This is a genomic window from Spirosoma sp. KNUC1025, from assembly GCF_045160025.1.
GTDB lineage: Bacteria > Bacteroidota > Bacteroidia > Cytophagales > Spirosomataceae > Spirosoma.
Map to the genome: position 1 here is coordinate 154,810 of NZ_CP087139.1, position 12,500 is coordinate 167,309.

The following is a 12,500-nucleotide window of genomic DNA, read 5'->3' on the forward strand; positions in this document are numbered from 1 at the left end:
TCGTACTGGCTATAAAAATGATCTACAGTTAAAAATCAGCTTGATAGTTGTTAAACCGGTTGGTGGGGGCGTCGTACTGGACGACTAGTGGGCCATTATCACCCGGATCTGCCCCCGCCTGAGTTGGTTTGCCATTTCGTAGCTTGAGGGCATGAATCTCCAGGGTACTTTCGGTGGCCGAGCCATCTTCATAGTTAAGGCTGTTGCGGTGGGGGCTAAACAGCATCAGCACGTTGTTGGCATCCTGCTCCAGATTGCCACTTTCCCGCAGATCACCCAGTACGGGCCGCTTCTCCCATTTCGGCCGCTTCTCGCACTCCCGGCTTAGTTGAGACAAGCCTACCACCACCATGCCCGTATCCTGCGCCAGGGATTTTAGCGAAGTGGACACTTCACTAACTCGGTCGTAGGCTTTAGGATAGCGGCTATCGCGCACCAGTTGGATGTAGTCGACGGCTAATAGGCTAATTCCGTATCGACGGTGCCACTCCCGAGCCGTAGACAGTAATTCAGGCAGTTGAATCGAGGAGTCACGAAGGTGCAGTGGCATCTGAGCCAACGTGCCCACGTGTTGATGAATCCGGTTCATGTCAAGGCTTTTGCCTTGTTGAAGCTGAAAGTTGGAAAAGCCCGTCTGATGAGCCAGCGCCCGGCGCATGATTTCATGGCCTTTCATCTCCAGGGTAAACAGACCAGCAGATTGTTTGAGCTCCAGTAGGTGGTGCAACAGCCAGTGCAGCAGAAAAGCACTTTTACCCGTCGCGGGACGGGCAGCGATGATCACAAAATTACCTTTCTCAAATCCTCCCGTTCGGGTATCGAGTAGTGGTATCCCCGTCGTCAGACCGGGTGCTCGCCCCTGTTGACGAGCTTCCAGATCGGAAAGTACTTTAGCCAGATAATTTTCCGGACCTGTTTCTTGCTGCGTGGCGAGTTGACCCATTATCTGGCTAAGATCATCCTGCACGCGGTTAAGCATCAACAGCGGATCAACCGACGTATCCAGGCAAGTTCGGGCTAGCTTGCTTCCGTAGAGATGCAGATAGCGACGAAGAGCCAGTTGGAAGAGAATGCGGCATTTGTACTCGAAGTTTCCCGGTACTCCTTTGCCCGCAATTTCAGTTAGTTCGAAAAGCGAAACTTCATCCAGTAGCTTGTGACTACGCAGGTAGTTGGTTATTGTAAAAATATCCACTTCTAACCCCTCAGCATAAATCCAGGCAATAGCCTCATAAATCAGTTGGTGTTTTCTCAAGTAGAAAGCACTGGGTTTGGGTAGGATGGTTAACAGGGTAGAAGCCAAGCCATTCTCGACTATGACTGACCCCAGTACGCAGGCTTCGCCTTCTTCATCGACGTTGGTCAGGTGGCTGGATGTTAGTTGGGTTATCATCGGATATCGGACAGTGAAGTAGGACGAGAGACGGCCTCTGGAATGATACGCATGGGTGAACGGGCAGGGCTGGCAGGACTAATTTCAAAAAGACCCTGCCAGCCGTTACGGATGCTTTGCTCAAGCATAGCGATGGCCTCGGCTTCGGAATGACTGGCTAGCAGTTTGAGCTGTTTCTGAATGGAGGAGGCTGTCAGCTTTTTTTTCTGTTCCCGGCGGAACTGTTCCCATTCCCTCCAGGTGGTTTTGAAGCCATCGGATTGATATTTGAATAACGCCAGTGGATCGACCAACTCGTCCCCCCTGGGGGATTGAGGGGGTTTATTTCTTTTATCTCTTTTATTACTTTTAGTTGTTTGCACTTGTATTGCAGTGGTATTGCACTGCATTTGCATTTTTGCAATAGCATCACTCTCCGTAATTGCATCGCTATTGCAGTGCTTTTGCATAAATGCAATTGCGATTTTGACTTTAGTACCGTGTCCCTTTGTCTGCATGATCACTTCGATAATGCCCCATTCCGCCAGATCGTCAATGGCTTTAGCCAGCGTATGCTGGGAGCCGATAAAGCTCATCTGCATGGTGTAGAGAACCGGCAAATCCAGTACTTCTCGTTTGGTCCGGTTACGTAGCTCACAGATCCAGGTGTAGAGACTCTGGTGATGGGGTTTGCAGCCGACCTGCATCGCTTCGTTCTGAGCTACCTCGTCATAAAATGCTTTGACCAGCTCATAGCCACTGCCAATCATGGGGTATGAAAGTTAAAGTACTAGGCTACAATCAAGCCTGAGGTGTCCGTTTTATAAGTAAGTGACTGGAGCCAGCTCTGTAAGCTCTGGGCATCGGAAACCACATGGGTTTGACAACCGATCAGTGGTGGCATGGTTTTAGGAGATTTACCAAGAGAAGGGGCTACAATCCGGCAGGAATGACCATGGATACTGGCCCAGACAACATAACCAATTGATGAGGGGCCTAAGGAAATGATTTCCCCTTGGACCGCTCGAACGGCGGAAGTAATTTGCTGGAGTGTCATGCTACTGGCCCTCCTTTGCGATCCTTGGATTGTTTACGTCTGGTAATCCGGCTGGAAATTTGTTGACGTGCCTGTTCGTCTAACTCGTCAGAAGTTGCCTTGCGGCCATTTTTGACCCATTCAATGAGTTCGGAGCGTACGAAATAAAGACGGCCACTCCCCGAAGGTTTACTGAAGGGGATTCGCTTCTCGTAGACCATACCATATACGGTTGCCGTAGTCAGATTGAGTAGATTAGCCGCTTGGCCTACTGTAAGCAGTTCGTCGGAATACTCTTTTTTAGAAGCAGGAGAATTGAGCCGGTCAAGTAAGGTGAGAACCAGTTGGCGGGTCTCACTTACTTCATTTTGGAGTTTTTGAAAGTCAACTGTCATACATCGGCTGGTTTATGAAAGCCGATGGCAAAGGGACGAAAGAAACTATATTCACTTCAAGGGCAATGGATGTCCGCGGACATGTACGGACATTCAATAAATTCTAATTCTTGGTGTTTTTCTTTACAGCAACTGCTTGACCTGATTCGCGAAGTTTTTTAACCAAAAAGGAGGGTTTGAAAGGAACTATTTGTTTGCCAACATTTCGGACAAACAATTTAGAGAGTTGCTGACTAAGTATAGGAGCTCCATTCTCGGGCACAGCTCTTGTTTCATAAAATGTTGCCCCAAAAGCTTCTACAGAACAAGTTACTACTATTGGTCTACTTGGGGCTTTTTGTTCAAAAATCAAGGCACTTAATTCCGGCGCTTCACCCTTTTCGTTACAATCGACATATTCAAGAAGATCGCCATATAAAGCCTTTTGAGTCCCAGGATTTATGAATAGAATTTGGGTCTTAGTGACTTCTAGAAGATGAATAGGTATTTTCCTTTGATCTGCCACTACTAGCTCAGACTTTGATTCATCTGTATTTTGCACCCTTACATTAAGAATTACTAGTTGATCTTTCAAGAATGTTTCATATTGAATGATGTCCCATATGGATGCAAGTCTACATGCTTTCCGTAGTTTGTAACTTTCACCAAAGAAATTAAAGTCGATTGGCTGATTTGCCTCAAAGGCATACCGCAATTCTTTTATTTCACGAGCAATAGGCGCTGATACACCATTGATTGTCCAACCAGCATCATTTATTTGATCGGTTATTTTTGTAAGTCTATTTTGAACAACATCCACTTTTCGTATCGCTGTAGAAAGGGCAATTTCTAACTCTGCCTTAAGGTTGTCGAATAACCTGACACAGAAAGCGATGCGATACTCGTTTTCGTTATGTACTTGTTTAGCCATTACGGCATGAGCTCTGTTAGCATAATCTATTCTATACCAATCCATCCAATACCTATGAATTTGACGTAAATCTTCATCCGTTTTAAGATCGAGACATCGAGTAAAAGCCAGTTCATCTTCTGTATAGCTATTACCCATATCTAGCTGCTCACGCCAATATTGAAGTTTTGAGGAGAAGTCAGGCAACAAATCTATATCTTGCTTATAGGCCATGTATTGGCTACGTTTAGTTTTTAGTGGATTGCATTGTGCTTCGACCGTATTCATAATTTTATAAGTTTGGCAGACCTATTGTTCTTTGGGTATGTTTTTAAATCCTGTCAATACACTGGCATACTGCCGCTTTACATCATCCTCAAAGCTATCCAGGTAGCTCTCCGTCGTACGGATATCCTGATGGCCCAAACTCTCACTAATGAACTCAATGGGTGCTCCGGATCGCTTGAGAACGGTACTGAACGAATGCCTGGCGGTATAGGTCGTTACATCTTTATCGATGCCAACAGTCTGGGCAATTTGACGAATGTATTTATTGAGCGTTTTGACAAACTGCTTGATGACTGCCATTTCGCGTTCGGCCGATAAGCCCGGCGTTAACACTCCGAACACATAGGATGTCGGCGTTGCAGGCTTTGCCCCCCAATTATCCAGGATGCGCTGTATATCGTCGGTGATAGATATGGTAATCGGTTTTACTTCCCGCTTGGTACGTTCGGTCTTGGCTCTTACAAACCGGATATGGGCACCGCTGATCTGCTGGTACGTTAATCGGCAGATATCTTTAGGATTCATACCATTACACAGATACGAGAATAGCCATAGATCACGCGCCCGTTCCTCAGCACTCATGGGTTCAGCTGGGTAGTGGTAGATCTTTTCAATATCCGCCAGCACCAGCGCCTTCTTGACATTGCGCCCGGTGGGTATCTGGTAGCGCCGCTTCGTAAAGGGGTAAACGTCACGTTCCGCTAGTCCTTCCTCAATGGCCAGGTTATAGATCGTTCGCAGGCTACGCAGGTAGATACCGACCGAAGTAATGGATCGTTTCTTAGAAAGCATCCACGTCTCAAAACCGTGTAGCCACTGCGGTGTAACATCATCGAAGGATAACGGCGTTTTGCGGCCATGGTACGCTAAAAGCGCATTTTTTGCACATTGGTAGCTATCCGCAGTCCCTGCCCGGCCTTCGGCCGTTAGCTGCTTGATGTAGCTTTCAAACAGGCTAAAGACGTTATCTGACTTGGTATCAATCGTACCTGCGTAGCGATTCTCAAACTCGTCAAAGCTAAAAACGGGCAGATTTCGGATTACCCGCTCGGCGCGGTTACTAATTGAATCCAGCAGCGCTTTGGTATCCCGAATAAAATCCTCACGGGGTTTAGGTTTGCAGACCTTCTCCCACTGGGCGTCGGTCAAACTGATTTCGGTGGGGAAATAGCGCTGCTGACGCTGGTAGGTGATACGTAGCTTGACAGGATAGGTACCATCCTTTTTCTGCTTACGTTTATCAAAATAGAAGTTTACCGTAGCACTCATGAAAAGGAGTTGCCCCCCTCCTATTGCCGACAGAAAATAGTCAGGGGTCCAAACAGTTGCATACAAATTTGCATACATATTTCCGTAATATCCAGTAATAAGACGAAAAGATTTATACCTTTGTATGCGATTAAACGCAATCGACGAGGTTTTTGTGAACGGTACGAAATAGCCCATAGGCCGAAAACCTGACTACGGATCAGGAGGTTTGGGGTTCGAATCCCTACGAGTGCACTTGATAACCAGCCACTTACATACAGAAATGTAGTAAGTGGCTTTTTATTTGCCTATATTTTACCTGCAAGGCTCCTCTTACTTCCTTTTCAGCCTAGCAGTACAGCTTGGAAAGAATCGTCAGCCCATACGTTGCTCACAACTCATCAGCGAATTCATCCGCATCTATACCTACTATTGTTTACAGGCAATATTTATTGTGTAATTTCTACTTATGAATATCTATTCTACTTACTATATAGTATTTATTAATAAATACTATCCCAATAACCATTTCATAAAAACTATACACTTTTTATTCTCTAAGTATATATAAAATGAACAATAGATAATATTATTAAAATATATTTCAACGTATTACTACTCAATTATTTAAATAGAACAAAAATAAGACATTTATCATATATATTAAACAAAACATATCTTTAATTGAATTTTAACTATATTCATCAGGAAATACTAGGCAATTTCTATCAGTTTTGTAACGGTATTTTTACCTATTCATTATTAAAACTTCATAACATGAATTTTCCTCTACAAACCTATGATGATCGCCTTAATGGCGCCTGCTTCACCAAGCCAACGAGCCACTGTTCATCTGCTTTAAAGCAGATTTTTGGCTGGTTATTTTTGCTGCTAACCTTAGCTCAGGTCAGTCTGGCTAAAGCCCCTAGCCAAACGAGTACCGTTGCAAGTCCTGATTTACAGTCGTTAATTGATCTCTACAATTCGACCAATGGTCCCGGCTGGACCAATAAAACCAACTGGTTGAGTGGTGACTCGCCCTGCAACTGGTATGGGATTGTCTGTAATCCAGAAAATGACCGGGTTATTGCTCTCGACTTGAGTGCGAATAATCTTAGCGGCACCTTACCTACCTCCCTGCCGCAACTGAGTAAGTTGTGGGTACTTAATCTGGGAAATAACAAGTTGATGGGTACTATTCCAGCGAATCTGGGTCAGTTGGTAAACCTACGCCTGCTGTATTTAAACGACAACCAATTCACTGGCACCTTACCTACGAGTTTGTCAGGATTGCCCGAACTGCTACTCCTGGATGTGGACTTTAATAAGCTCACAGGATCGATCCCCAGTGAACTTTCCGCCCTTGGCAAGATCAAACAGCTGGCGCTAAGTCATAATCAGTTTACAGGCTCAATCCCCGCCAGCCTTGGCCAATTAGCTAATCTTCAGGTGCTGTATCTGGATAATAACAAGCTCACAGGCTCAATTCCGAATGAGCTCTCATCGCTTAGCAAGCTCCAACTGCTATCTGTGGCAAAAAATCAGCTAACCGGCAGCATTCCTGCCAGTCTGAGCCAGTTGAGCCAGCTGCTGCTGATCTATCTGAACAACAACAAGCTTACAGGCTCAATCCCCGCTAGCCTGAGTAACTTAACCAAATTACAATACATCTATTTTAACAACAATCAGTTGAGCGGATGTCTGCCTCCGGCTCTGAGTGTATTTTGTGGACGTGTTGTCGATTTGAGTGGCAATCCTTCGCTGCCCGGCGGTGGTGATTTTGCGGCCTTCTGTAGCTCTGGCCAGGGCAGTTGTGGGGGCTCAGCTCGCCTGGCGGCAACCTCAGAGAAAGGAATTCAGGTGGTTGTCCTTGGCAATCCCGTGCTGGGTTCTGAAGTACTTGTGGAAGTAACCGGAGCAGAAGGTCAACCACTGACGTTCCAACTCCGTGATCTGAGTGGCAAACTGATCAATGAACGGATTGTTGGAAAGGCTTCCCGAATTGAGAAACAGGGTCTGGAAGTGTCTCATGTGCCAATGGGCCTTCTGCTGTTGCAGGTAATGAGCCCTCTTCAAAGCAAGACCATCAAAGTGCTTAAAAATTAGAAACAGTAGGTCTACTGACAGCACCAGGGGCGACCAATCGGTCGCCCCTGGTGCTAAATTGCGGTATGGACTATATTATTCGTCAACGAATACAACAGCCACAAATTCACGTATTAAGTGGGCTATCCTGATTCAATCGCTTCACGGATGTGAACTCACAAACAAGAGTTTACCCTGGAACGTAGTGAGGAAGTCAGATGGGCATGAACAAGGACCATGATTGGTGCCTATGCATAATAAACTAGACAGCAGACAATGGTCAGAATCGGTTAATCGGTTGAATCGATCCGGTTAGTATCATCCCGCTCGTCAACATCAAAGAGGCCGAAAGTCAGCTGTAACCAAAGCGCAATTAATAGCAAACCAAATACAATGACCAAAAACAGGGTAATGTTTCTGACCCACATCGCCACTGTCAGATGATTGGTAACAACGGCTACCTCATGCCCTAATACTAGCAGGAACAACAGGATAAATGTATTCCTGATTCGTTTACGCTGTATCATTTTAACGTTCTTAAAGCCCGTAATTAACGATTTACATGCAGAAAATCAAATAGTTATAAAAATCTACTCAATAATACAAACTGAGATATGGCTGGATTTCCGGTTGAATACTGGCCAGAAAAAACAACAGTTAGAATTTTGTTTACATTTATAGTTACCCATAATACCGGATAGTAAATTTAAGCTCTGATAAGTTCAAATTTTTATAGAATTGAGTATGTTTCACAACACAGCTAAATAAGGCAGACCATGTATACAAAAAAACAGCCTTTCCTACTTGGACCCTGGATTTTGTTACTGTTAATTCTTGGTTTGTTGGTATGGTTTTTAATATTTATAAGTTCCCTGCTGCCTTCATCGTAAAACGATAGCGTATTGACTGGTTTGGCTGCCTTTCGACTGCCTCCTTATGCCCCAACGCCTGTGGTCAATATCTGGCTAGATTCCCAGTCCATCATTGGCAAAAACATTGTTTAGCCATACTGTTTCAGTACTGGTAAAAATATTGCCAATTGCCCTCAGGAATTAATTATTCTGTACCTACCCATCGGGTTGATCCACTCCATACGAGCTGCAAAATCTTCCAAAACCTACGCAGCAACTTCTCACCGGTGGAACTGGGAGCAAAACTCACCGCACTGGGAGGCTGCGCTGCTAATCTATCTTCGCGTTAATACGTATTGAAGCTCCGGTTCCTGTTAAGACAATGCTATAAAACCAAAAACTGCTGAAGGTTATGGTCGGTTGGCCATAACCTTCAGCAGTTTTTGGTATGCAACCCCTGGCTTATTTAATCGCAACCAGGCGATTCGGCGTGGTGGGCTGTTCGGTTGACAGTGTGACTGAGTGCGTTGTTACATCGACACCGTTGGTGATTTCTACCTGATAAACACCATCGGGCAATTCACTCATATCCAGTTGGGTTCGGTATTTGCTCTCGTTTTTACCGAGGTGTTCGCGATACATAATCTTGCCATCGGCATTTTTTAGACGAATATCAACGGCTCCGCCAGTTTGTTTGTCAAGAGCAATATGCAGCTTACCGCTAACCGATGTATAGATGCCGGTTTTATACGAAACGGCTGACGTTGGGCGACCAATGGGTTTGGCTTCACTTACGGAAACACCAGCGGTTAGAATACCTAAAGAAAGAGCTAAAGCGAAAGATTTGATGAACGTTTTCATGATATTTTGATTTTTGTCGGTTTTAAGTCTAGTCGGGATTGTCCCGATTGGTGAAACAAAGATATAGGCACTAGACAGTACTATGCATAACAAACTACCGGAACGGTCGACGTATTGGATGAGTGGACGGAAAATAAGGATGACTGAGCGAACGGTCTGACCCTATGAGCTCGCTTTGGCAGGAAATTTTAACTCAGAAGTAGCTTAGCGGGTCAATAAGCCAGCATCCAGCACAAACTGAGCGCCCGTTACGTAACGGGCTTTGTCTGAAGCCAGGTACAAAACCATAGCTGATACGTCTTCGGGCTCAACCCAGGGGACCGGTAGTAGATTTCCGGCCGACCGCTCAGCTATTTCCTGCGTAGTGGTGCCTTCCAGTTCAGCAAGGCCATCATTCATCGGCGTATTGACGCCTGTTGGATGAATCGAGTTTACCCGAATATTGTGCGGAGCCAGTTCGATAGCCCAGGATTTGGTCAGGCCAACCAGCCCCCACTTGGAGGCAGCGTAGTGGCTCAGCCGATTCATACCTCGTAGCCCGGCAATGGATGAATTGTTGATAATTACGCCCGATTGCTGCTGCATCATAACGGGTATTACTCGCCGTGCCACCAGCCACGCTCCTTTCAGATTAATATCGATCATGGCGTCCCATTCTTCTTCAGGCAGTTCGTGAACCAGACCGTAGGCACAGATTCCGGCATTGTTGAACAGGATATCAATCCGGCCGAAGCTGGCCATTGCGTCATCTACGGCTCGTTTTATATCCTCATCCCGCCGAACATCGCCCTGCGCAGTCAAACACGTACCATCTTGTGCATCTATGTCCTGCTTCAGACTATCTAGTTCACTTACCATACCAAGCGCATAACCGGGATAGGGCATCGGCTTAGCCAGATCGAAAGCAATAATAGCCGCTCCTTCGGCGGCTAATGCCAGTGCTACAGCGCGGCCCTGCCCATGAGCGGCACCCGTTATAAACGCCACTTTACCCTGAAAATCAGCCATGAATTACGTATTCGATTGTTGGGTTAAAGGAAGATAGGGGTACAGGTACTCGTCGATGTTGACCTCCAGTACATTGTTAAATACGTTGGTGGCAATCATCTGCCCCGCAAAAGCGACCAGTATGACAATTTGCTTGTCGGTGTAACTGTTAGCAATGGGTACATACAGCTCATCCGAAATTTCGCCTTTGTTCTGAGCAATGGCGCTGCCAAAATCAATGACGGCCTGCTCGTGTTCCGTTAAGGTCAGATCCTGCGGTTTTTCACCATTATCGATAATTATCCGCCGAAAAAACGTAGTGCAGAGCGGACAATTTGCCCCTTCGGAAATGGCGTGCGCAAATAAATAAGCCAGCCGATTACCAACAATCTTTTTTACTTCTTCATACAGCGGATACCATTGCATATAAACCTGAAAAGCCAGCAAGGACCTGCCCAGCGTAGCTTTCATGTTGGTAATGCGGCTGCCTGGATAGTCAGTAACGTGCGCTGTAAAAGCGGCCTGCACCTCGGGCGTAGCTGATTCGGACGATAAAGGCGTAATTCTTGGCATAAGGTATTAATTTTGAATGATTGAGTGATTGAATTGGCTAACGCAAGCTATTCTTAATCACTCAGCTATTCAATCACTCAATCATTCTATCAATCAAAATTATCAATATCCCCTTGCGGTATTGTCTGCCCGCGGGTCAGAGGCACCTTCGTAAGAGCCATCAGGATGCACCAGTACGCAATCCATCCGGCCGAGTGTGTTACTCAGTTTTTCCAGAATATATCCCCGGCTTTGCAACGCCTGAACGGTCGCATCGGAGAAAGCCCCGTTTTCAAAAATGGTTTTGTCAGGAAGCCACTGATGGTGAAATTTCAGCGCGTTCACCGACTGCTGCATGGTCATTCCGTGTTCGATAACATTCAGGATCGTCTGATACACCGATGTCATAATCGTAGAACCGCCCGGTGTTCCCACAACCATAAAAAGCTTACCATTTTTCTCCAGAATAGTCGGCGTCATAGACGATAACATTCGCTTGTTTGGAGCAATGGCATTGGCCTGGTTGCCAATAAGTCCGTACATGTTCGGTGCACCGGGTTTCACGCTGAAATCATCCATTTCATTATTCATGAAAAATCCAGCGCCACCAACCACTACCCGACTGCCGTAGCCACCATTCAGGGTTGTGGTGATACTGACGGCATTTCCATCCTTATCAACAATTGAAAAATGCGTTGTTTCAAGACTTTCATAACCCGGTATTACGCCCCCCTTTACGTTACGGCTATCGGTTGCTTTAGCCCACGAAAAATCGGTCCAGCGGGTGGTCAGGTAGTTGGGCGAAATCAGTTGATCGACGGGCACTTTCACAAAATCAGGATCACCCAGAAACTTGGCCCGGTCGGCATATACACGACGTTCGGCTTCAATCATTACCTGAACGGTACTGTCGCGATTCCAGCCCCAGCGACGTAGTGGATACGGCTCTGTGAAGCGCATCATCTGCAGCAATGCAACGCCCCCACTCGACGTTGGCGGCATCGTAATGACATTGTATTCTTTGTATTTTGCCTGAATGGGTTCACGCCAGACCGAATGATAATTCTTTAGATCTTCTTCCGTAATCAGCCCTTTCCCACGTACCATTTCGTCGGCCAGCAATCGGGCCGTTTCGCCTTCATAAAAACCAGCCCGGCCCTGTGCCTGAATCCGTTGCAGCGTTTTCGCCAGATCGGTTTGCACCAGCAGGTCGCCTTTGTGCCACGTAACGGTGTCGGTTGGTACGGTACTTTTCAGGAAATAAGTTTTTCCGGGATTAATGGTGTTCAGGTCCGTTTTGATACGATTCAGGCCCAAGGCATCGCGATCGGTAAGGGGAAATCCTTTAGCCGCCAGATCAATAGCGGGTTGCAGCACCTGGTTCCACGTCAGTTTTCCGAACCGTTTGTGTGCTTCAGCCATGCCATCAACCGAACCCGGCACACCACTCGCCAGATGCCCGCTGATACTCAAACCTGGACGGACATTACCAACGGAGTCGAGATACATATTCTGACTAGCCTGACCGGGCGCTTTTTCGCGGTAGTCGAGCGAATACACTTTGCCAGCGCCGTCGCGATAGACCATAAAACCGCCCCCACCAATATTACCCGCGCCCGGATAGACCACCGCCAGCGCAAACTGTACGGCCACAGCCGCATCGACAGCATTCCCCCTGCTTTCAGAATATTCAGCCCCACCTGCGACGCTTCGGGATGGGCCGAAGCTACCATGCCATTACGTCCCGTCACGCCAACCCGATCCGAGAAAAACGGCTTGACTGTTGGATCTTCATCGCGATACTGATAAACGCCCTGGCTTTGATTTACTTTCGTGTCAGCATTCGAGACCGATGGCCCCTGCGTTTTACAGGCAAGGAATCCAGCGGCCAGTAGTAAAGGAAAATACTGAGCAATACGTTGTTTCATAGGGTATA

General features: G+C 46.5%; 10 protein-coding genes and 1 pseudogene. 1 reads left to right on the forward strand and 10 read right to left on the reverse strand.

From position 1 onward, the window contains the following. Positions 1-28 precede the first annotated feature (28 nt). From LN737_RS00680 to LN737_RS00700, 5 genes are all read right to left on the reverse strand, one after another. On the reverse strand, positions 29-1,393 hold the full coding sequence (locus LN737_RS00680; protein ID WP_405515310.1) for a replicative DNA helicase: 1,365 nt from the start codon (positions 1,391-1,393) through the stop codon (positions 29-31). Further along, entirely contained in the window at positions 1,390-2,142 is a 753-nt protein-coding gene (locus LN737_RS00685; RefSeq protein ID WP_405515312.1) for a hypothetical protein, read from the reverse strand. Before LN737_RS00685 ends, LN737_RS00680 begins: the two co-directional genes overlap by 4 nt. 283 nt (positions 2,143-2,425) lie before the next feature. After that, positions 2,426-2,803 carry a helix-turn-helix domain-containing protein gene (locus LN737_RS00690; RefSeq protein WP_405515314.1) on the reverse strand — a complete coding sequence of 126 codons (378 nt, stop codon included), beginning with the start codon at positions 2,801-2,803 and terminating at the stop codon, positions 2,426-2,428. Positions 2,804-2,906: 103 nt separating this feature from the next. Next, entirely contained in the window at positions 2,907-3,980 is a 1,074-nt protein-coding gene (locus tag LN737_RS00695) for a hypothetical protein (RefSeq protein WP_405515316.1), read from the reverse strand. A gap of 21 nt (positions 3,981-4,001) precedes the next feature. Continuing rightward, positions 4,002-5,249, reverse strand: coding sequence for a site-specific integrase (locus LN737_RS00700; RefSeq protein WP_405515317.1), 1,248 nt, complete (start codon positions 5,247-5,249; stop codon positions 4,002-4,004). Positions 5,250-6,005: 756 nt separating this feature from the next. On the opposite strand from LN737_RS00700, the gene LN737_RS00705 reads away from it, so the two are divergent. Continuing rightward, a complete protein-coding gene (locus LN737_RS00705; RefSeq protein ID WP_405515319.1) occupies positions 6,006-7,334 on the forward strand; it encodes a hypothetical protein in 1,329 nt (442 codons plus the stop codon). A gap of 269 nt (positions 7,335-7,603) precedes the next feature. On the opposite strand, the gene LN737_RS00710 is transcribed toward LN737_RS00705, so the two are convergent. The 5 genes and pseudogenes from LN737_RS00710 to ggt form a co-directional block, all read right to left on the reverse strand. Further along, the gene (locus LN737_RS00710; protein WP_405515321.1) at positions 7,604-7,840 is read right to left on the reverse strand and encodes a hypothetical protein; all 237 of its coding nucleotides are present in this window, start codon (positions 7,838-7,840) and stop codon (positions 7,604-7,606) included. Positions 7,841-8,626: 786 nt separating this feature from the next. Next, on the reverse strand, positions 8,627-9,025 hold the full coding sequence (locus tag LN737_RS00715) for a T9SS type A sorting domain-containing protein (protein ID WP_405515323.1): 399 nt from the start codon (positions 9,023-9,025) through the stop codon (positions 8,627-8,629). Between the two features lie 204 nt (positions 9,026-9,229). Then, on the reverse strand, positions 9,230-10,033 hold the full coding sequence (locus LN737_RS00720; protein WP_405515325.1) for a mycofactocin-coupled SDR family oxidoreductase: 804 nt from the start codon (positions 10,031-10,033) through the stop codon (positions 9,230-9,232). Positions 10,034-10,036: 3 nt separating this feature from the next. Further along, a complete protein-coding gene (locus LN737_RS00725) occupies positions 10,037-10,585 on the reverse strand; it encodes a carboxymuconolactone decarboxylase family protein (RefSeq protein ID WP_405515327.1) in 549 nt (182 codons plus the stop codon). Positions 10,586-10,687: 102 nt separating this feature from the next. Further along, positions 10,688-12,492 (reverse strand): annotated as a pseudogene (ggt, locus tag LN737_RS00730) (gamma-glutamyltransferase). Positions 12,493-12,500: the final 8 nt, after the last annotated feature.